This window comes from Psychrobacter urativorans (genome assembly GCF_904846695.1).
GTDB lineage: Bacteria > Pseudomonadota > Gammaproteobacteria > Pseudomonadales > Moraxellaceae > Psychrobacter > Psychrobacter urativorans.
Window position 1 is genome coordinate 100,359 of sequence record NZ_CAJHBR010000005.1, and the last position, 22,786, is coordinate 123,144.

General features: G+C 44.4%; 15 protein-coding genes. 8 read left to right on the forward strand and 7 right to left on the reverse strand.

What is annotated here, in order from left to right; all coding sequences use genetic code 11:
- Positions 1 to 62: 62 nt before the first annotated feature.
- Together JMY09_RS05520 and JMY09_RS05525 are read right to left on the reverse strand one after the other, a co-directional pair.
- On the reverse strand, positions 63 to 2,132 hold the full coding sequence (locus tag JMY09_RS05520) for a bifunctional serine/threonine-protein phosphatase/kinase (RefSeq protein ID WP_201622597.1): 2,070 nt from the start codon (positions 2,130 to 2,132) through the stop codon (positions 63 to 65).
- Positions 2,133 to 2,136: 4 nt separating this feature from the next.
- Positions 2,137 to 3,639 carry a NarK family nitrate/nitrite MFS transporter gene (locus tag JMY09_RS05525; protein WP_201622598.1) on the reverse strand — a complete coding sequence of 501 codons (1,503 nt, stop codon included), beginning with the start codon at positions 3,637 to 3,639 and terminating at the stop codon, positions 2,137 to 2,139.
- Between the two features lie 605 nt (positions 3,640 to 4,244).
- On the opposite strand from JMY09_RS05525, the gene nirB reads away from it, so the two are divergent.
- From nirB to JMY09_RS05555, 6 genes are all read left to right on the forward strand, one after another.
- Positions 4,245 to 6,833 (forward strand): nitrite reductase large subunit NirB, encoded by a 2,589-nt coding sequence (nirB, locus tag JMY09_RS05530; protein WP_201622599.1) that lies wholly within the window; start codon positions 4,245 to 4,247, stop codon positions 6,831 to 6,833.
- A 51-nt stretch (positions 6,834 to 6,884) separates the two neighbouring features.
- Entirely contained in the window at positions 6,885 to 7,250 is a 366-nt protein-coding gene (gene nirD, locus JMY09_RS05535; RefSeq protein ID WP_201622600.1) for a nitrite reductase small subunit NirD, read from the forward strand.
- A gap of 309 nt (positions 7,251 to 7,559) precedes the next feature.
- Complete coding sequence (locus JMY09_RS05540) at positions 7,560 to 8,828, forward strand: putative DNA modification/repair radical SAM protein (RefSeq protein ID WP_201622601.1); 1,269 nt, start codon at positions 7,560 to 7,562, stop codon at positions 8,826 to 8,828.
- A gap of 61 nt (positions 8,829 to 8,889) precedes the next feature.
- On the forward strand, positions 8,890 to 9,762 hold the full coding sequence (locus tag JMY09_RS05545; RefSeq protein WP_201622602.1) for a TIGR03915 family putative DNA repair protein: 873 nt from the start codon (positions 8,890 to 8,892) through the stop codon (positions 9,760 to 9,762).
- A gap of 210 nt (positions 9,763 to 9,972) precedes the next feature.
- The gene (locus tag JMY09_RS05550) at positions 9,973 to 11,304 is read left to right on the forward strand and encodes a glycosyltransferase (protein WP_201622603.1); all 1,332 of its coding nucleotides are present in this window, start codon (positions 9,973 to 9,975) and stop codon (positions 11,302 to 11,304) included.
- 380 nt (positions 11,305 to 11,684) lie between these two features.
- Positions 11,685 to 13,064 (forward strand): NAD-dependent succinate-semialdehyde dehydrogenase, encoded by a 1,380-nt coding sequence (locus tag JMY09_RS05555; protein ID WP_201622604.1) that lies wholly within the window; start codon positions 11,685 to 11,687, stop codon positions 13,062 to 13,064.
- Between the two features lie 145 nt (positions 13,065 to 13,209).
- Here the strand turns inward: JMY09_RS05555 and JMY09_RS05560 are convergent, their stop codons facing one another.
- From JMY09_RS05560 to JMY09_RS05570, 3 genes are all read right to left on the reverse strand, one after another.
- Positions 13,210 to 14,652, reverse strand: a complete 1,443-nt coding sequence (locus tag JMY09_RS05560; RefSeq protein ID WP_201622605.1) for an APC family permease — start codon at positions 14,650 to 14,652, stop codon at positions 13,210 to 13,212.
- 285 nt (positions 14,653 to 14,937) lie between these two features.
- Positions 14,938 to 16,209 (reverse strand): 4-aminobutyrate--2-oxoglutarate transaminase, encoded by a 1,272-nt coding sequence (gene gabT, locus JMY09_RS05565; RefSeq protein ID WP_201622606.1) that lies wholly within the window; start codon positions 16,207 to 16,209, stop codon positions 14,938 to 14,940.
- 136 nt (positions 16,210 to 16,345) lie between these two features.
- Entirely contained in the window at positions 16,346 to 17,824 is a 1,479-nt protein-coding gene (locus JMY09_RS05570) for an NAD-dependent succinate-semialdehyde dehydrogenase (protein WP_227677185.1), read from the reverse strand.
- Positions 17,825 to 18,104: 280 nt separating this feature from the next.
- Between JMY09_RS05570 and JMY09_RS05575 the strand changes: the two genes are divergently transcribed.
- Positions 18,105 to 18,869, forward strand: coding sequence for an IclR family transcriptional regulator (locus JMY09_RS05575; RefSeq protein ID WP_201622607.1), 765 nt, complete (start codon positions 18,105 to 18,107; stop codon positions 18,867 to 18,869).
- A gap of 105 nt (positions 18,870 to 18,974) precedes the next feature.
- On the opposite strand, the gene JMY09_RS05580 is transcribed toward JMY09_RS05575, so the two are convergent.
- On the reverse strand, positions 18,975 to 20,189 hold the full coding sequence (locus tag JMY09_RS05580) for a CaiB/BaiF CoA transferase family protein (protein ID WP_201622608.1): 1,215 nt from the start codon (positions 20,187 to 20,189) through the stop codon (positions 18,975 to 18,977).
- A 242-nt stretch (positions 20,190 to 20,431) separates the two neighbouring features.
- The gene (locus JMY09_RS05585; protein WP_201622609.1) at positions 20,432 to 21,634 is read right to left on the reverse strand and encodes an acyl-CoA dehydrogenase; all 1,203 of its coding nucleotides are present in this window, start codon (positions 21,632 to 21,634) and stop codon (positions 20,432 to 20,434) included.
- A 222-nt stretch (positions 21,635 to 21,856) separates the two neighbouring features.
- Here JMY09_RS05585 and JMY09_RS05590 point away from each other — a divergent pair, with 222 nt between their 5' ends.
- On the forward strand, positions 21,857 to 22,684 hold the full coding sequence (locus JMY09_RS05590; protein WP_201622610.1) for an IclR family transcriptional regulator: 828 nt from the start codon (positions 21,857 to 21,859) through the stop codon (positions 22,682 to 22,684).
- Positions 22,685 to 22,786 lie beyond the last annotated feature (102 nt).

Below are 22,786 nucleotides of genomic sequence, written 5' to 3' on the forward strand. Positions count from 1 at the left end.
TAGTCAAAAAGTTACTTATATAGCTGGGCTCAGTGCTCCTGATCAAGGCAGTCTAATCAAGGCTATCTGATATAGGCCAACAGCAATAAGATAATGACAAACTCAATGAAGCAAATGCTGTGCCATACCAATAACGGACGGCGTACAATAAGAGGCTCAGGATCGTTAATACTACTGCTATTATCAGGGTTAAAGTCTTGTAAAAACTCACCTATCGCTTGATAGCGCGCTTGGGTACTAGAATGGAACGCACGCATTAAAGCCTGTTGGCTAGCGAAGGGTACCCGCTGCCGATGTAACCACTGCACTGGTAGTGTTAAATCCTTATGCGGACTCATCAAAGTTTGAGAGCTAAAAGGTAATTGTCCTGTCAATAATTCATAACCAATCACTGCTATAGAGAAAAGGTCAGAATGGACGCCTTTTGGTGCATCAGTGTAATATTCTGGTGCAGCATAGTGCAGATCGCCATTAGGGGGTCGAGTACTATCTTTCAATATTAAAGAGCTGGCCGAGCCAAAATCAATCAGTTTGACTGTGCCAGAGGTGGTCAACAAGATATTTTCAGGCTTGATATCTTGATGTAATAGATAATGGCGGTGCATCACTCGAACAGCCATACCAATCTTGACTAGCAAATCGTAAGTTTGCCATATATCACAAGGGGCATTATGAGTGATAAAGTCTCGTAGGCTTTCGCCTTCAATATATTCTGTCAAGTGGTATAGATACCTGCTGCTCGCTGGTACTGGATAATAGCGCAACACCCCCGATGCACTAAGCGCTGAGCCATTTTCTTGATAAGCACTGACGCTTAGCCTATCGATGGACAGATTATTGGGGTCCACTTGATTAAAAGCAGGCTCGCCTGCACGGCGATGCTTAGACAGACTCAAGCCAATTTTTCGCTCCTTTAAAAACTCACGCAGATAATGCCCATCGCCTACAGCGTCGAGGCTCGGCGACTTTAAAACAAACTTATAACCCTCTTTATCTTCTACCAGATATACCTCGCTACGAGCAGTGCGAGCGATCACTTCAATAACCATAAAACCATCAATGTTATCGCCAACATCCAAGCTAGCTAGTAACTGGTAACGATCGATATCGTTGCTACTGACATTTTGCTTGTCCCACTTACAGGCGTCATCAGGCCCATTGATAGACTGAGCTTGACTAGGGTTATTGAGCTTAGATGCCGTGGGCTGAGCATGTCTTTGCAACCAAATCATGGTTAAATTATCATGACTGCCCTGTATTAAGGCTTGCTCACACAACATTTGGCTGACCTTCGGCGCTATTGGTAATCGGTGACTTGCCACTATAGGCTGCAATATAGCCGCTGCTGCACATAGCTCAAACTGTAACTCGGCAGGCTCAATATGCTCATAGACCCCATCAGTCATCATAGCTAAGCATTCATTTTGATGCAGGGTAAACACTGATTGTTGCAAGGTAACTTGCGTGTCTGCACCCATAGCAGTACTAAGCGCTCCCTTATGCAGCCCTTGATGTACCCGATGGTCTTGGCTTAGTGCCAGCAAGCTATCTACGCCGACAAGGTAGATACGCGAATCACCCGTGTGGAATAGGTGAATACGATCGCCGATACACAGCAGGCCTGAAAGTGTGGATAACAGGGGTGGCACCCGCTGATAGACTTGCGGAAAGTATAGACTATCATTGGCTTTATTCACGGCGACCTTGATGAGGCCTGCAACTTGATTATCGTCAAGGTCAGTTAGTGCTGTTGTGAAGTCAACTGAAGGCTGACTGTCTGTCTTACAGGGCGGATTATCTGCTGGTTGCACCACCTGCGCTAAAGCGATAGTAAGGTGGTGAGCGATCGTATTGACAACCAATTGGCTAGCTTGTTTGGGGAATTGACAAGCACTTACCCCGTCGGCTATCAGCACCAATAAAGGCTGATCGGTTAGGGGCGTTAAACTTGACTGATCTGGATATGCAAGTGTCGACTCTAAAAAACCATATGGCAAGCAACTGGTGATCAATATGCTGTCTTGGTTCTCAGCTTTACGACCCTTAGTAGTATAAAAATCAATCGACCACGAGGTATCATTTCTGTTAGGGCTAGTTGATGCTTTACGGTCTTCTTGAGTATCAGTATCCATACTTTTAGCTCACCTGAATCTGGGCAAAGGTACCATCCGGCATCTCTTCGATGATGACCCCTTCTGGCTCTTTTAACAAGAATAGTGCTAAAAATCCAACTACTGCTGTTGCAGCGATCACAAAGAAGAAGACTTGATAGGAGACCAGACTGAGGATAGTCAGGTAGACCACTGACCCCACATTACCGTAAGCTCCTGTCATCCCTGCGAACTGTCCGGTCATGCTACGTTTGATTAAAGGGATAACCGCAAACACTGCCCCTTCTCCTGCTTGTACAAAAAACGAGCAGAACATAGTAATCAGTAAAGCTAAAGCTAGGGGCCACGTTGAATCCATAAAGCCCATCAACAGGTACCCTATTGCCAGACCCGCTGTCAAAATTAATAAAGTAATTCTACGACCGAACTTATCACTGAGCCAACCACCCCCTGGGCGCGACATCAAATTCATAAAAGCGTAGCTAGAAGCTAACACCCCAGCCATCACCATCGATAGACTAAAGGTCTCCTGATAAAAAAGCGGCAACATGGAGATTACGGCTAGCTCGGAGCCGAAAGTTGCAAAGTATAAAATGTTCAAAACACCTACTTGTTTAAAGTCGTAACGGTGTGCTTCAGGCATAGGCGTAGTGAATATCTCTTTATTAAAACGATAGCTACTCACAAATTCGTAAAGATAAAGAACAATCAAGCCAATATAAATAATATTAACACTGGAGTGACTGATTAAATGCACACCGGCAGGTGACAACTTCCAAGTCAATAAAGCTAATGCCAAATACATCGGCAGCTTAAACACCATCATCAGCCAAAAGTCACCGGCTGAGGTCACCATCATAGCTCCAGACTTTTTCGGTTTAAAATACGTCGCTCCTTTAGGCGCATCACGTACCAACTTATAAAATATCACACTATAAAGCATCATCACCACGCCCGAGGTTGCAGTCGCATAACGCCAGCCTTCATCGCCCCCAAATATGGCCGCCGCGATGATAGCAATTGTGGGTAACAATAATGCCGCTGCTGCTGAACCAAAGTTACCCCAGCCACCATAAATACCTTCGGCTGTGCCCAGCTCACTAGCCGGAAACCAATCACTCATCAGACGAATACCCACGACAAAACCTGCCCCTACAAAACCCAGCAAAAAACGCGACAAAGCTAAAGTATTATAATCTTGAGCAAAAGCGAAGGTAAAACAGGGAAGCGCTCCAATAGCCAAAATCGCAGTATACACCAAGCGTGGACCGAAGCGATCCGTGAGCATTCCTACAATAACTCGGGCTGGGATAGTTAAGGCCACATTTAAAATCAGCAGCGTCTTCACTTGATCTCTAGTCAGATTAAGACTCTCGCCAATCGCTGATAAAAAAGGCGCATGATTAAACCATACAAAAAAGGTGAAGAAAAATGCCATCCACCCTAAATGCAGAATCCTGTTTTTACCGGTAAAAGATAAGACGTTGATCTTGTCTTTAGAGGGAGGAATGAGCAGTGACGATGACATAGGCGATTTCCTTATGTGGCTAACCTTGGATAGTTGCAATAAGTTAAATACAGAAACTTATCAGTTAGAACAGCTATCAAGGTGCAATGGCTATGCCATCTGCCCTTATAAAAATCGTTATACGCCTGAAATTCCGTCAACACTTCAAGCAGTAACGCTTAGTGTTAAGTGACTTGTAAGTAATCTTTAACCGTAAATCGATAATAAATAAAACTCAACTATAGGGCACTAATGACGACAGCTAACCCGCTTAATAAATACCAATGCAGTGCATTGAACAGGTTATTTTGGTGCAGTGATACTTTGCTAACAACCCACTCTAGACTTACCATTATTACTTTTATGAGTAGTAAACCACCTTCTTCAAATAGTTTCAAACCCCCTGATACTACCACCCCTGTCTTGATATGACTCTTATAAACTATCGATCATAAACCACCTTCTAGCACTAGGCTTGGCACAGTTATTGATGCTTTGTAGGGACAAGAGCCCACCTGCTGCTTGTGTTATTAGCTAAGATTAGCCACCTAGGCTGTGATCATAAGGTAGTAATAACGGTATTCAGGTAGCTCTATCTAAACCAGCCCATTATCAAGGATAAGCGCATGAGTAACCCTACAGTGAGTACGTCGCATAAACCGAAGTTAGTAGTGGTTGGCAATGGCATGGTCGGCCATCACTTTATCACCAAAATCATTGAGCAAGGCTTGCATGAGTGCTTTGATATCCATGTATTCGCTGAGGAAGACCGCCCGGCTTATGATCGTGTATATCTGTCCAGCTACTTTGAGCATAAGGATGCCAGCAAGCTCAACTTGGTCGACCTCGCCACCTATGAGTCCGCCAGGGTCAATCTGCACTTAAATCAGCGCATTGTCGATATCGATGCCGCTAATAAGTGCATCACGACCAAAGATGGCGAGCAGATAGGCTACGCTGAGCTGGTACTGGCAACGGGGTCGTATCCTTTTGTACCGCCAATCGAAGGCAAAGACCATCCGCACTGCCATGTGTATCGAACCATTGCCGATTTGGATGAGATACTGGCGATCGCTGAGCTGCCCAAAGTCAAAAAGGGCGTGGTGGTTGGGGGTGGTCTATTGGGGCTTGAGGCGGCGAAAGCCTTAGTAACATTAGGCCTTGAGACTTATGTAGTGGAGTTTGCCCCGCAGCTTATGGGCGTGCAATTAGACCCTGCTGGCGGCGAGATACTCAAACAAAAAATCGAAGCCCTTGGGGTGACGGTACTGACGGGTAAAAATACCCAACAGATCATCGATAACAACAGCGTGCAGAGCGAAGATGATCATTATCTGACGATGCAGTTTACCGATGAGACTTCGCTCGATACCGATATGATCGTCTTTAGTGCCGGTATTCGGCCGCAAGATGGCATTGTGAAAAACAACTCGCAGTGCGGCGTTGAGCTGGGCGCGCGCGGTGGTATTTTAATCGATGGACAGTGCCGTACTACTGCTGAGAATATATACGCGATTGGCGAGTGTGCGGTGTGGGACAATAAGGTATTTGGTCTAGTGGCACCCGGCTATAGCATGGCGAGTATTTGCGCCGCACAAATCGCTGGTGATACTAAGCAAACCTTCGCTGGTGCGGATATGAGTACTAAGCTCAAACTCATGGGCGTGGACGTGGGTAGTATCGGTGACGCGCAAGGCAAGACTGAGGGCAGCTTAAGCTACTTGTACCAAAACCCTAAAGAGGGCATTTATAAAAAGCTGGTCACCACCGATGATAATAAAAAGCTACTGGGTGCAGTACTAGTCGGCGATACCGAGGACTATAACAACCTATTACAGTTGTATCTGAACGATATCGACCTGCCCGCTCATCCTGAGAGCTTGATATTGCCCAATGTTGAAAAGCCGGTAATGGGTATTGAAAACCTTCCCGACACCGCGACTATTTGCTCTTGCTATAACGTCAGCAAAGGCGATATCTGCGCAGCGGTCGAGGGCGGCGCCTATTCAATAGCGGACGTGAAAGCCTGTACTAGTGCTGCTACAGGCTGTGGCGGCTGTGCGCCCATGGTCAAAGACACCTTAGGCTATCAGTTAGAGGCCCTAGGCTTTGAAGTCAATAATGACTTATGTGAGCATTTTTCTTACTCGCGTCAAGATTTATACAGCTTAGTTCGGGTGCATGAGATCAAAACCTTTGATGCGCTATTGACTGAGCATGGTAGTGGCCGCGGCTGTGAGATTTGCAAACCGACTGTTGCCTCTATCTTGGCCTCGTGCTGGAATGATTATGTGCTCAAACCTGAGTTGGCCCCACTACAAGACAGCAACGATTACTATCTGGGTAATATCCAAAAGGATGGTACCTATTCAGTAGTACCGCGCGTACCAGGTGGCGAGATTACTGCTGACAAGCTCATTGTGCTGGGTCAAGTGGCCAAAGACTATAACTTATACACTAAGATTACGGGTGGTCAGCGTGTCGACTTGTTTGGTGCAAGACTGGAGCAACTGCCAGATATCTGGACTGAGCTAGTACAAGCCGGCTTTGAGACGGGACATGCTTATGGCAAATCGCTGCGCACGGTAAAGTCTTGCATTGGCAATAACTGGTGCCGTTACGGCGTCGATGATAGCATCGGCTTAGCATTAAGACTTGAGGACCGTTATAAAGGGGTACGCTCCCCACATAAAATAAAAATGGGCGTATCTGGCTGTATGCGAGAATGTGCTGAGGCGCAAAGTAAAGACTTTGGCATGATAGCGACTGAAAATGGCTGGAATTTATTCGTCTGTGGTAATGGCGGTATAACCCCGCGTCATGGCGAGCTGTTCGCCACCGATCTCGATACTGAAACCCTAGTGCGGTATATCGACCGCATCATTATGTTCTACATTAAGACCGCTGACAAATTGCAGCGCACCTCAAAATGGCGGGAGAGCTTAGAGGGCGGTCTTGAGTATCTGCAAGACGTCATCATTAACGATAGTTTAGAGATAGCGGCTGAGCTAGAAGCACAGATGCAGCTGCTAATTGATAACTATGTCTGCGAGTGGAAAGAGACTATCACTGATACTGAGAAACTCAAACGTTTCCGTCATTTCGTCAATAGCGAAAAAGGCGATGATAATGTGGTGTTTGTAACTGAGCGCGAACAAATTCGCCCAGCAACTGAGGCTGAAAAAGCCCAGATTAAAACCATTGAACTTGTTTAGGCTGCCGTTCGTTGTCGTTAACCTTTACCCTTACTCTTTAAGGATTATCTAATGTCCCAGCAAACCGTTTGTAAACTTCATGATATCATTCCAGAGACTGGTGTCTGCGCACTAATCAATGGCAAACAGGTCGCCATCTTTTGTACTAAGCAAGCAGAACTGTTCGCGGTTGATAATTATGATCCTTTTAGTCAAGCCAACGTACTCTCTAGAGGTTTACTTGGTGATACCGTTATCACTGATCATAAAGGTGTAGAGAAGGCCGTACTTTATGTCGCCTCCCCTATTTATAAGCAGCGTTTTAATCTGGCTACTGGTCAGTGCTTAGATGATGACAGTATCCAGATTGACACTTATCCTGTGCAATTAGAAGGTGACGATGTCGTCATTAGCAGCCCTCTATCTGATGCTGGTTAACGGCTAGCGGCTGGCGCTTATGAGTCCATGCATCCTTGATTATTGCCTATTTACAGGGCTGTTTATAAAGCTAGAAGCCATAAGTGTAGAGATAAAACACTGCGGTTATGGCGATGGACTACTTGGCTGTATTCCTGTTAATGAACGACACTAGTTGTCTGCTGCGCCTATATCATTAGGGCTCACACAATGGCTGTCTCATACGACAACCGTTGTCGTATAGTTTTGTTGTTTATCCAATAATTACAGTGACTTACCTAGCACTTTGCTAAAATAGTCTTCTACTAATTAAGTGGTAAATCCTTACTTATGGCAACCATCAATTATGAAAGACTACAAGGCAAGCTGAACATTTTGGCCGATGCTGCCAAGTATGATGTTTCTTGCTCCTCCTCTGCTGGCACGCGTAAGAACCAAGGCGGTGGCTTGGGTGATGCCTCAGCGACTGGTATTTGTCACAGCTATACTGAAGACGGTCGCTGTGTCAGCCTACTGAAAATTTTATTAACCAATCATTGTATTTATGACTGTGCTTACTGTACTTCTCGTAAGAGCAATGACACTATACGTGCCGCTTTTAGCGTCGAAGAAGTAGTCGATTTGACTATGCAGTTTTATCGTCGTAACTATATCGAAGGCTTATTTCTCAGCTCCGGTATCTTTAAAAGCGGTGATTACACTATGGAGCGCTTAGTCGAGGTTGCTAAGATCCTGCGTACTCGTGAACGTTTTAATGGCTATATTCATCTAAAGACTATCCCTGGTGCCTCAAAAGAGCTGCTATTAGAAGCGGGCCTGTATGCCGATCGCTTGAGCGTTAATATCGAAATTCCTACTAAGTCCGGCTTAGCACTACTAGCACCAGAGAAGTCACATGAGCAACTAAAAGCCCCAATGGAAACGGTGAAAGAAGAAATCATCACTATCCGTGAAAGTCGTAAAACCCATAAAAAAGCACCAAAATTTGTCCCAGCTGGTCAGACCAGTCAGATGATCGTTGGCGCTAGTAACGAGACAGATCTACAAGTTATCCAGCTATCGAGTCACTTTTATAAACAATACGATCTCAAACGCGTCTATTACTCTGGCTATGTGCCGATGCTGTCTGACAGCCGCTTGCCAGCAATTGGTACTCCAGTACCGATGATTCGTGAAAACCGTCTCTATCAAGCCGACTGGTTAATGCGCTTTTACGGCTTTGGGGCTCATGAAATTGTCGAGCCGGATTCACCGTTTTTAGATCTAGATTGTGATCCTAAGTTGGCTTGGGCGATTCGTCATCGTGAGCATTTCCCTGTTAATATTCAAACCGCCTCTTACGAGATGATCGTCCGGATTCCTGGCATTGGGGTTAAGACTGCTAAAAAGATAGTAAAAGCCCGTAAGTTTAATCAGCTAACTTTATATCATCTAAAGAAAATGGGCGCAGCGGTAAACCGCGCTAAATACTTTATCGCCACTACTGGTAAGAACGAGCACCTCTCGCATCTGACTCGTGATAACTTTCGACAGTATGTATTGGCGCAAACTCAGACTAAGTTTAAAGATCAGCGTAGTGGCCAGTTAGCTTTATTTTAAACAGTGCGGCAATCATCACCTCTATCTGAGCCGATTTAATTGATAGCAACTTGAGGAAAATATGTCAGCACTGATCGCAAAAGACAGCTATTCGCTAGGTCATTTGACCGCTAGTATCGTGCTTTATGAGCCAAGCTTTGAGGGTTGGCTCAGCGCTGTATATTATGTGTACGATAATAAACTTCAGCACGATCCGAGCTTACAGTTGACCGCCCAAGATTGTTATGTCCCCTCATTGATTAGTGCCGCTAGTAGTGTGGCTATCGATGATGAAAAAGCTCAAAGAGTGTTAATCAAGTTAAATAAGCTACTAGGCCGCTCAGGTATGCGCCAAGTCCTATGGGGCTTTTTATCCGAAAAGATGGACATCGGTACTACCTTATTTCAGGTAATCAAATACGCCATCGACTATCCTAAGCGCGCCATCTTACAAGACTTAGGTAATCTTTATGTGTTGGAGTTGGCACAAACGGTAAAGTCAGTTGGGCGAGAAAAACATCGTATGGAAGCTTTTGTGCGCTTTGAGCACACTACCGATGATATTTATTTTGCTCGAGTAGAACCTGATTTCAATGTGTTGCCATTGATTGGAGAGCACTTTCGCCAACGCTATCAGGATCAACATTGGGCGATTTATGACTTAGCCCGTGGCTATGGTATTTACTACGACAAAAGCCAAAGTACAGCCTCTCGCCCGGCCGAATTGCAAACTATTACCGACCTTGATAATGCGGTGCTGCGCAATCCGGCCAGCATTCATAGTGCTGATGAGCAGCGTTATCAGCGCTTTTGGCAAGGTTACTTTACTAATGTTAATATCAAAGAGCGCAAAAACTCACGGCTACACAAGCAATATTTGCCGCAGCGCTATTGGAAGTATCTTAGCGAAAAACAAATACTCCCTAATGCCGACTATCTACAAAAGCGTCGTTAGTGTTGGCTAAAATGGCTCTGCGTTAATAATGAGGGAGCTTGATTAATAAGCTACTATAAATAGCCGTGCTGTATTTACAACTGCTGGCAAAAGTACTTATTTCTCTAGGCTAGTTTGCGGTTATGGTTGAGTTTTGCTAGTTTTTAACTGACAATAGCAGCTGGCATGCTTTTTAACCTTTAAATATTTTACTGAGTAGTTGTTGCTACTATGATAGTTATGCGCTTGTTGTCGTCTCTAAAACATGATGAATCCGAACGTGGTATTTTTCATCTTGGTCGTGCTTTGGTAAAAAACGGCCATACTTCTATTATTATCTCCAGCGCTGACTATGATAATGAGTTAGTCAAACGTCTTGAGCGCGACGGTACCTTGTATCACCAATTGCACATGAATAAAAAGTCTTGGATATCGTTATTACAAATCATACCTTTACGTCATTTGATTGAACAGTATAACCCTGACGTCATCCACGTGCACTCGCGTACGCCAGCATGGATACTACATTTAGCTCTGCGTCGAGCGCGAGTTAGTCGTCCGCCCAAATTAGTATCGACGATGTATGGTTTTTATCCTATTAATAAATATTCAAAAGCCCTACTTGACGTCGATACTATTATCACCGTCTCTGACAGCGTGACCAATTATCTCAAAAAAGGTCTGCGCCGTGAGCATATGGGCAGTAAAGCTATTAGACGTATTTATCGTGGTATTGATACTCGTCGCTACCCTTATCGACACAACCCTTCCGTCTATTGGATACGTCGCACCTTTGCTGAATATCCTGAGCTTGAACATAAAAAGTGGCTAGTGTTTCCGACGATTATCGGTCATGAGTACGGTCAAGAATGGCTGATTGATATCTTAGGTAATTTGCAGGAGCAGTTTCCGCTCATTCATGTGATTATTATGGATGAAGACTATAGAGAGGGTGATGTGGCGCATGAAGACTTTCGCCAGCGTAGCAATGCTTTGAACTTGAGTGAGCGCATTACTTATGTCGGTGGCAAACGTAATGATATGCGCGAATGGCTATCAGCAGCCAATATTGTCATGGCTTTAGCCAATCAGCCTGAGTCTATCGGTATTAACGCCTTGCAAGCCATACATTTAGGGACTCCAGTAATTGGCTGGGATCAAGCGGCGTTCACTGAAATACTACAGCCTTTGTATCCGCAAGGATTAGTCAAAAAACACAATGCTCAAGCGCTTTGTAAAGCCGTCAGGAACCAGTTAGAGAGTGTTACTCGCCCTAATATGACTGATCTGTTTACTATGCGTGAAATGATCGAAGAAACCTTAGCCGTTTATCAAGGACTATATAATCAAGCACTGATCGAGGAGCAAGCAACATCGGATGCTTACTCAGTCATGAGAATAAAAAAACACTTAAAGTCAGGTAGCAAAAACCGCGGCAAAGTATCCGATCGTTTTGCCAGTAATGAGCCTGTAACACCTTATAATAAACCCTCTACAAAGACAGCTCTGTCTATAGTAAAAGACAAGCCTATGCCGAAAAAAGTGCACAGAGATAATAAATAGCAGCTCAATAAAGCTATAGACGTTAAGTGCTGTGTACTTATTAACAATAACTCTTTATCGCTATAACTAAAAAAAGCCTAACATGTTGATGTTGGGCTTTTTTTATCTCAATTTTTATTCGATGAACTCAGCACTACTGCCCCTCAATACGCTGATATAAATGACAGCTTAACGATTGAACACCTTGAAAAAATCTTCCTTAAGCATCAGGTAGTGAGAGTACAGACTAAAGCAATTATTTTTAATGATAGCAATATTGCTTATATTACCCAGCAGTAGCCAGCAGTAAATACATTGTAAAAGTATTTATTGGTTGGTTTGTTATTTAGTCCCTATCTTTAAAACATAACTAAAAATGGATTCTAATCCAAGGAGATTTTATGAGCGATTATCAAGTCAATAACCCAGCCACTGGTGAGCTTCAAGCCACCTATCCAGTCGCTAGTGATAAAGATATCCAGCAAGCTATCGAACATGCCGATACCGCTTATCAAGACTGGCGTCATGTGCCGCTTAGTGAGCGCAGTGCTTTATTACATAAGGTTGCTGACATTTATGTTGAGCGTCAAGATGAGCTTGCACGAATCGTTGCTACTGAAATGGGCAAACCAGTGGCACAAGCCAAAGGCGAAATCGGCCTAGTAGCAGAGATTTACCGCTATTATGCAGACAACGCAGAACAGCTATTAGCACCTAGCGAGATCGCAGTTGATGAAGGTACGGCTAAGGTAGAAAAATATCCCGTTGGTGCGCTGCTAGGCATTATGCCATGGAATTATCCACACTATCAGGTTGCTCGTTTTGTGGCGCCAAACGTTATGGCGGGTAATACCATTATCCTAAAGCATGCGCCGCAATGCCCTAATACTGCAGAAGTTATCGTTGAGATTCTCAAAGACGCCGGCCTACCTGATGGTGTTTACAACAATATCTTTGCGACCAATGAGCAAGCCACCACCATTATTCAAGACAAAAGAGTGCAAGGCATCTCTCTCACCGGTTCTGAACGTGCTGGTGCAGCCGTTGCTAAAGAAGCAGGCAGCGCCCTCAAAAAAGTCGTATTAGAACTTGGTGGTTCTGATGCCTTTATTGTGACAGCGGACGCTGATATTGAGCAGGCGATACAAGGTGCAATCGTTGGACGCTTTGGTAATACTGGTCAAGCCTGTAATGCCGCTAAGCGCTTGATTGTCGTTGCCGACGTTTATGACGATTTCGTTAAAGGCTTTACTGCTGCAGTCAATGCCATGACCTTAGCTGATCCCTTAGATGAGCAAACCTTTATTGGTCCTATGTCATCAAAAGCTGCCGCTGATAACTTACAAAAGCAGCTGGACAGTGCTGTCAAAGCTGGAGCAACGGTATTGGTTGAGGGCGGCAAAATAACTGATAAGCTTGGCGCTTGGTTTAAGCCTGCCGTACTCACAGATGTCACTGATTCCATGGACGTTTACCGTGAGGAGTTGTTCGGCCCTGTGGCAGTGATTTATAAAGCTCAGGATATCGATGATGCTATTAAAATTGCAAACGACGTACCCTTTGGCCTTGGCGCTTCGGTACAAACCCAAAGCCCAGAGCTAGCTGCACAGATTGCTGACAAGTTAGAAGTAGGCATGGTCACTATCAATGCGCCTTCTGGTACTGAAGCCAGCACACCCTTTGGTGGGGTCAAGCGCTCAGGATTTGGTCGAGAGCTAGGTACCCTTGGTATTACTGAGTTTTTAAATTACAAACTCATACGCAATAAAACCACAGCATAAACCTGGGTCAATGCGAACCTCTGCTTATCTTGATAAGGTCACATTCTTTTAAGATAAGACAGATAACATAAAAAAAGCCTAGCGTATCGAATTGACGCTAGGCTTTTTTAGTATTAAGTTATTGATAGCTGTTGATTAAATCTGCTTATTTTTTAGGCGGATTTTCCTTTAGCCATAATTGATTAACAATTTTTAATTCACGTAATTCCTCATTCATAATGGCTTCACTAATACCCGGATACTTGATTCTTGCATAGCTATATAAAACGATACCTAGTACTGTCCAGCCTAAGAATATCCACCATTCAATGGCGATAAGCGCCGAGGGCATGCCTGGCATGTACAACATCAATAGACAAAGACCTAAAATAATAGTGATTACCCCTACTAACTTACCCGCTGGTATTCTAAAGGGACGGACCATATCAGGTTCACGGTAGCGCAATACTAAGAAGGAGATAGCGACACAAGTATAAGCTATGACAATACCAAAGCCACCGGCATCGACGATCCACACTAGCATTTTACGACCGAACAAGGGCGCTAGCGTAGCCAAGCCACCTATCAATAAAATAGCATTCATTGGGGTATTGTACTTTGGATGTAGCTTACCTAAAAATGCTGGCAGCATGTGTGCTTTTGACATCGCATAAAGCAAGCGGCTACCACCAATTAAAAAGGCATTCCAACTAGATAGAATACCAAGTACCCCACCAATCACTAATAAAATCCCAGCCCATTTACCACTCCAAGCGTTGGTCATGGCATCTGCAGTAGCCAAAGTAGAGTTTTCTGCTTGTATTAGCGGTAGCGTTGTACCGACGCTCCAAGCAACCGCAACGTACCATAGCACAGCGATAACTATTGAGATAATCAAAAACTTACCAATATTAGGTCGAGTTAGATCAATCTCTTCAGCGGCTTGTGGAATTACATCGAAGCCCACAAACATAAATGGCACCATGACAATAACCGCCATTACCCCAGCAGCACCACCAATAAATGCAGGGGCTTGTACAGCCGTCGAGTTAGCAGGGTTATATAATATGGCACCAATAAATAGTAAAATACCTACGAATAAAATACCTACTACTGCTGTTTTTTGGAACCAAGCACTCACTTCCATGCCGCGTATATTCAACCAAGTGACAATGACTGAGCCGAGCATACCTACTGCCACCCAAGTGGCATAGACATCCCAACCAGCAATGGTCCATAGATAGCCTTGGTTATAATTAGGGATGAAGTATTCTACTACTGTCGGTAGCGCAACCGCCTCAAAGGCCACTACAGAGAAGTAACCGAACAGAATACTCCAAGAGCAAATAAAGGACACATTGACCCCTAAAGCTCGATGGGTATAAGTGTGCTCACCACCAGTAACTGGCATAGATGCGGCCAACTCAGCATACGTAACACCGATTAAGATCACCGCCATACCGCCTAATAAGAACGCTAACATCGCCCCCCAAGTTCCGGCGGCAATAATCCAACCCCCTGCTAGAACTACCCAGCCCCACCCAACCATAGCGCCAAAGGCTAAGGCAATAATATCGAACATCCCCAGCGATTTTTTAAATCCAGACATAAACTTACTCCTTGTCTTGGTATCATCCTTAATAGATTCAGTCTGTAGCTATTTAAGACTTTATCGATTGAATCCAGTTACTTCACAGCGATTATTAAATAATTTACGATCTTTTTAATTGCTTCAAACGATAGTGAAATAGCAATTCTACAAACAACAACGGCGTCTTGTCGTGCAAGGCGCCGTGGTTTAACTTAGATCACTATCTGATCTAAAATTCTACTTTGAGTTGCCTTGCTTAAGGTCTGACTTATTCAACCTCATCACTTATCAGCGATAAGTTTATTAAGCAGTCAATAAAGTTTTGATGATATCAAGACCTTCTTGCAGTACTTCGTCTTCAACAGTTAACGGCACCATGACACGGATCGCATTGCCATGCATACCGCACGATGCTAGTAACAAACCGTGCTCAAAAGCTTTGGCTTTTAGACTAGCAGTCGCAGCAGCATCTGGGTTACCCTCGCTATCGATTAATTCAAAAGCTAGCATCGCGCCTTTATGACGAATATGGCCAATTTTGCTCAGTTGCATATCACTTAAGAAGGCGGCAATCTTGTCACCAATCTCAATACTACGTGCCAGTAAGTTTTCCTCTTCGATCACTTCCATAACCGCTAAAGCCGCCACACAAGCTAAAGGGTTACCAGAATAAGTACCGCCTAGGCCACCTGTTTGCGGAGCATCCATAATATCCTTGCGACCAATGACAGCGGAGATCGGATAACCACCCGCTAAGCTTTTGGCACAAGTCATCAGATCAGGCTCAACACCTAATTGCTCAGTGGCAAATAAAGTACCGGTTCTAGCAAAACCACACTGCACTTCATCAAAAATCAACACAATGCCATGCTCATCACAAATAGCGCGCAAAGCTTTAGCAAATGAAGGAGTCACTTGATGGAAACCGCCCTCGCCTTGTACTGGCTCGATAATCATTGCGGCCACTTCACTTGGATCAATGGATGCCTGAAATATCATCTCGATGCTATGTAGCGCTTGCGCCTCAGTTACGTTTTGCTCTTCACAAGGAAATAGCGCATGAAAAATAGATCCCGGCATAGGGCCAAAGTCTTTTTTGTACGGGATAACTTTACCAGTCAAGCCCATGCACATCAATGTACGACCATGCCAGCCACCGACGAAAGAGATAATGCCAGGACGACCTGTTTTAGCACGAGCAATCTTAATACAGTTTTCAACCGCCTCGGCGCCTGTGGTTAGGAACAAAGCTTTTTTATCACCGCTAATCGGCGCTTTTTCACAAAGTTTTTCCGCAAGCTCGACATAGCACTCATAGTTGATCATCTGTGCTGCGGTATGAGTAAATTTATCTAGCTGCTCATGAACACGCTGAGTGATTTTAGGATGGCTATGGCCAGTGTTAAGTACCGATATACCACCAACAAAGTCGATATAACGATTGCCTTCTACATCCCAAACTTCTGAGTTTTTGGCATGAGCGGCAAAGATCGGAAAAGCTACCCCAAGTCCAGTAGGTAGTACTGCTTTGCGGCGCTCAAGTAATGATTTATTGGTTGCTTTAGTAGTAGTCATAAGAAGGTCCTTTTTCTATGTTTTTAATATAAGAGTTATAAAGTTAATGGCTATTTATTTTATACATTTTAAGATCTAAAGTAATACCTAGCGCTCAGCCGCCTAAAAAACTAACCGCTAAGCTGAGCGGATAAAACTAGCTGATGTCTGAACACCAATATTTAGTCACAACATATTCTTCGATGCCATATTTTGAGCCTTCACGACCAAAGCCAGATTGCTTGACACCGCCAAATGGTGCGACTTCGGTAGAGATCATCCCAGTATTATGACCAACCATACCGTACTCTAAGCCTTCAGTAACACGCCAAGCACGAGCATAGTCGCTAGTATAAAAATAAGCGGCTAAACCATAAATCGTATCGTTGGCGGCATCGATAACTTCTTTTTCACTGGAGAAAATAAAGATAGAAGCGATAGGACCAAATATCTCTTCACTAGCGATATCCATGTCAGCGCTGATATCGGTAATGACTGTCGGATTAAAGCTTAATTCCGACGCTGGATTCTTATCGCCACCCGTAACTAATTTTGCACCTTTATCTAAAGCATCCTTGAGTAATGCTTGCACCTTTTGTAGCGCTTTTTCATTGATTAAAGGCCCTACAGTCACCCCTTCGTCCAGACCATTACCAACTTTTAACTCGGCAACTTTTTTGACAAAGATAGCTAAAAACTCATCTTTAATAGTGTCTTGCACATAGACGCGGTTGGCACAGACACAAGTCTGACCGGCATTGCGATACTTAGAAGCAATCAGGCCATCAGCGGCTTTTTCTAAATTAGCATCTTCGAAGACGATAAACGGGGCATTACCGCCAAGTTCTAACGACAGCTTTTTGATAGTAGGCGCGCACTGAGCCATCAAGGTACGACCGACTTCGGTTGATCCAGTAAAAGATAACTTATGAATACGAGCGTCGCCCGTTAGGATTTCACCGATGACTGAGGATTTGCCAGTAACCACTTGGATAACGCCGGCTGGAATGCCTGCTTGCTCAGCTAAAGCCACCATGGCTAGCGCTGAAAAAGGAGTTTCGGTAGCGGGCTTGATAATCATCGTACAACCCGCTGCAAGAGCAGGAGCCGCTTTGCGAGTGATCATCGCTGCTGGGAAGTTCCAAGGAGTAATCGCCGCACAAACACCAACCGGCTGCTTTAAGATGACATAGCGCAATTCTGCTTTGCTAGAGGGGATGACATCGCCATAAACCCGTTTGCCTTCTTCAGCGAACCAGCGAATAAAGCTGTTGGCATAGCCGATCTCACCACGAGATTCACCTATAGGTTTGCCTTGCTCAACCGTCATGATGATCGCTAGGTCCTCGCAATTCTCATCGATGAGATCAGCCCACTTCTGTAGTAACACTGAGCGCTCTTGTGCGGTTTTAGCTGCCCACATTACTTGTACGTCATGGGAGTAAGCCACAGCGTCATTGACGTCCTGTGCGGTCAGGCTTGGAATAGTACCAATAACATCGCCACTGAACGGATTGGTGACTTCAATAGTGGCATCGTCACTGGCCTTATGCCAACCATCTTTGATAAAGCATTGTTGCTTGAGTAAACTTGGGTTAGATAAATTCAAAGTTGTATTTTCTGATGTATTTGACACCGAGACGCTCCTTGTCGTTAAGCCTAAAGGTAAAGCTTATTAATTTTATTATTAATTAACCTTTATAAAAATAAGTTATGATTTAATAAACTAGGGATAACTAGTAGCTTATTTATCATAATCGCTTTACAATGTTCAGTATGCTGAACACCTGTTCTATATATGGAACATCATTATAAGAACGATGGACATATATTTGCAACCCTTATTATCAACTTTGTGCTAATTTATCGCTTAATTTTGATACCTTTTTAAATTCAATGACTATTGTAGGTTCCTTATGAGCACCACTGCTGTTCCGGCCTTGGATAAAACCTTTCAGATTCTAGATTTAATTACCGATAGCACCCAACCTTTAACAGCGGCTCATATTGCAAAAGAGCTCGAATTGCCTCGCAGCTCAACTCATAATATTTTGCAAAGCTTACTTACTAAACATGTCATCTATAAGGACATCGATAATCGCTTTTATTTAGGCTCTTACTTGATGTACTGGGCAGGCAAATATGAGCAGCAACAAGGGGTTATCCAACTGTTCAAAGACCTTATTGTTCAGTACCCGATTCTTCTGCAACATACGGTCACCTTATCTAAACTGGATCTAGGTGAAGTGGTGTTTTTGGCCTGTCATGAAGCGCCCGCTCCGCTTGGCTTTACCTTTCGTGCTGGTGTGCGGGTACCAGCGGTATTCTCTGCTACTGGTAAAGCGATGCTGTCAACTCTACCGCTACAAACTATAGAGTCGCTATACGACGGCGTATTTCCTAAATCTCTGACCCCCAGCGGTGTCACTAATTTTGCTACTTTAGCCTCTGAGCTTACCGCTATTCACCAAAGCCGTATCTCACTCGATGATGGTCAGCTACGCGAGGGTATGTATTGCTTAGGTACTTATATTCGTAACGCATCAGGTCATGCTATTGCCGGTATGGCGGTTAGTTTTTTGCAAGCTGAGTATGAGGCCAATCGTAGCGAAGTCAGCGCAGTACTTATCGAACTGGCTGAGCAAATAGAGCAGCGTTTGGGCTTCAACCCTACTCTTTAATCATAACCTGTATGCTAAGCTGACAAACCGCCTTTAAAACTTTGTTAAACCTTACATTTGAGGCTGTGTTCAACACAGCACTCAACACTAAGTGCAAAACCAAATTTAAACAATACCATCGGCTTTAAGCTTAGCAATCATTTCACTATCATAACCAAGACTAGCAAGGGTGCTGTCAGTATGCTCGCTTAAGCGTGGAGGCGGCGATCGATAACTTACTGGCGACTCTGAGAGTTTAATAGGATTACCTAAGACTCTCACAGGGCTATTATGAGCCTTGAAATCAACCACCATTTCCCGAGCTTGCGCTTGCGGCATCGCTAAAGCCTCAGCGACATTATGAATCGCCCCAGCAGGCACTCCTGTCTCAGCCAATAGTCGCAGCCAATGCGTACGTGACTGCTGAGCAAATTTTTCGCTTAACCAAGCAGACAATATTTCACGGTTTGCTACTCGGGCAGGATTAGTGGTAAAGCGAGGATCTTGATCCCAACCAACTTGTAACATAGCGCACAACTTAACGAACTGCTGATCGTTACCACAAGCTAAGATAAAGTGCTGATCACCCTCAGCTTCGAACACTTGATAAGGGACGATATTGGGATGCTGATTACCCAATCTAGGGGGTACTTTATTTGAGGCTAGATGATTCATACCGACGTTGGCCAGCATCGCCAGCGCACTATCTAGAAGGGCCACATCGACATGCTGTCCGCGTCCACTACGCTGCCTAGCCAATAGCGCTGCTTGAATACCGATAGTCAGCTGCAAGCCGGCGAATAAATCTACTACTGCCACTCCTACTTTATGCGGCTCGCCAGCGCTCGGTCCAGTGATACTCATCAACCCTGATAGACCTTGGATAATATAGTCATAACCTGGCAGCTTAGCATCAGGGCCAGTCTGACCAAAGCCCGTCAATGAGGCGTAGATTAAGCGTGGATTTGACGGTTTTAGACTGGCGTAATCTAGACCGTATTTCTTTAGACCGCCAACTTTGAAGTTCTCTACTAAAATGTCACTGTCGGCGATAAGCTGCTTAATAATAGCCTGCCCAGCTGGGGTCGTAATGTCGACGGTGAGTGATTTTTTATTGCGGTTGATAGTGGCATAATAAGCTGAGGTCTCATCACTAAAGGCTGGTGGTGCCCAGTGCCGAGTTTCATCACCAATACTTGGTCGCTCAACTTTTATGACTTCTGCCCCTAAATCTGCCAAAACTTGAGTACAAGATGGCCCCGCTAACACTCTTGATAGATCTAGTACTTTTATACCGTACAGAGCGCCTTTTGTTGCCTCATTATCATGGTCAGTAGTCATCACAATCTCCTATGTTTTAATAGCTCCTTGCCTAAAACATTTATTATTTTTGCTAAATAGCAGTTGTCGCCAATCACTAGCTGCTAATCACTAGCCATGAGCCATTGATTAGTTACTAACCTATAAAAAACGTACGTTACTGCATGCTATATAAAAAGCTTAACAGTAGCGTACGTAGATTATAGGTACTTATATAAGCACTCTAATTTGCACAGGCTAAAGATATTAGTCAAATACTTAGGTTAGTAAAACGCTTGAATACCTGTCTGCGCCCGACCTAAGATGAGCGCATGGATATCATGAGTCCCTTCATAAGTATTTACCGCCTCTAAGTTCATGACATGACGGATGATATGATACTCATCAGAGATACCGTTACCTCCATGCATATCACGAGCGACTCGCGCAATCTCCAGCGCTTTACCACAGTTATTGCGTTTAATAAGCGATATCATCTCCGGCGCGGCGTTATGCTCATCCATCAAGCGACCGACTCGTAGAGCCGCTTGCAGACCAAGAGTAATCTCAGTTTGCATATTGGCAAGCTTAAGTTGTATCAGCTGAGTCGCTGCTAGCGGACGACCGAACTGCTTGCGATCTAAGGTGTATTGACGTGAGGCTTTCCAACAGAATTCAGCCGCCCCCATCGAGCCCCAAGCGATACCATAACGAGCTTTATTTAAGCAACCAAAAGGACCTTTGAGACCCCGTATATCTGGAAAGGCATTAGCTTCAGGGACGAATACTTTGTCCATCACAATCTCACCAGTAACCGAAGCACGTAGCGAGAACTTACCTTCAATTTTGGGTGCCGATAAGCCTTTCATCCCTTTTTCTAATATAAAGCCACGAATGATACCTTCGTCATCCTTAGCCCAGACGACAAAAACATCAGCGATAGGGCTGTTGGTAATCCACATCTTGCTACCAGTCATCTCATAACCGCCGGCGACTTTGCGCGCGCGCGTCGACATAGAAGCAGGATCTGAGCCGGAGTCTGGTTCTGTTAAACCAAAACAGCCTACGTACTCACCAGAGGCCAGTTTAGGTAAGAACTTTTCTCTTTGTTCCTCAGTACCGTATTCATGGATAGGATGCATCACTAGACTTGACTGCACACTCATCGCTGAGCGATAGCCTGAATCGACCGCTTCGATTTCTTTGGCCAGCAGACCGTAAGCGACACTAGATAGACCCGCACAGTCGTAACCTTCAATAGTCACGCCTAGCAGACCCATTTCACCCATTTGACGCATAATATTGCGATCAAAATGCTCATTGCGATTGGCTGTAACGATATTTGGCATCAGCTCTTTTTGAAAAAACTGATGCGCTGTATCAGTAACCATGCGTTCTTCTTCAGTGAGCTGATCACGCAATAAAAAAGGATCTTCCCAATCAAAACTTGGGCTGCTATTGGTACGTAGGCTAGTAGGTTCTGTCATGTCATGCTCCTGGTTTGCTCGATGTGCTGGTGTAAGGGTTTTAGTGTGCAACTGTCCGCTATGAGATTGTAACTAGTAGGCCTACAATCTTAAGCTGAAAATATCAAGAATAAGTGACTTGATTTATAAGTTCCACTGTGCGAAACTTAGTTTCATATTATGAAACCATTTAAGCAGAATTATAGACTGCTGTAAACCCTTATTGATAACTATGGCTATAAAATGATAAAAAACACTACTGCGCCTACCGCTTTATTAGAGCGGATGACTAACCAGCTTATACAAAGTAAAGCTGTTGATGATCGACAGTTCGTCACAGCGCTTGGACGTGGATTGACGCTATTAGCAGCGTTTGAGCAGCATGAACAGCTCAGCCATCAGCAGTTATGTCAGATGACGCAGCTACCCAAAGCTACCGTGACACGGCTCATCTATACTTTGACTACCCTTGGATTCTTGCGTACGACCATACAGGGACAATATCAGCTAGGTAGTAGCGCCATTCGTTTGAGTGCTACGGCTTGGAGCCAGCATGACTTAGTAGCCTTTGCACAACCGCTGTTACGTCAGTTCGCGCTAGACCATGAAGTATCCGTAAATTTAGCGACAGAGATCGAAGGAGAGATGCGCTATTTGGCTTGTTGTCGTAGCCCAGCTCGGCTCTCGGTAAACTTACAAGTGGGCTCGGCGGTACCTATTGCAGATACCGCCATTGGTAGAGCTTTTTATGCGGTAAGCTCGCCTACTAGACAGAAGATTATTGATAGTAATTTGCAAGATCGACTTAGTGCAGCGGATTATCTTGATGCAACAACGACTTTACTAGACTCAGCGCAATATTACCAAAGCCACGGCTACACTCTCTCTGACGGTGAATATTCAGCAGATATTTTAGCGGTAGCGGTTGGGGTTTTTGATGTGACCACAGGACATTATGGCTATTCATTGAACGCTAGTGTGCCTAGATCAAACTGGAATGCAGAGCAATATGCGGCAATGATTGTACCTAAACTACAAGCGCTGGCTGAGCAGATTGGCGCTGGGGTTTAATGCCCACTGTATTTTACTAGTTATTTATTTAAGATTATTGAAATAGCAAACTATCTACGTATGATAATAGGGCATATTGCACCATTAAATTTGAGTTACACC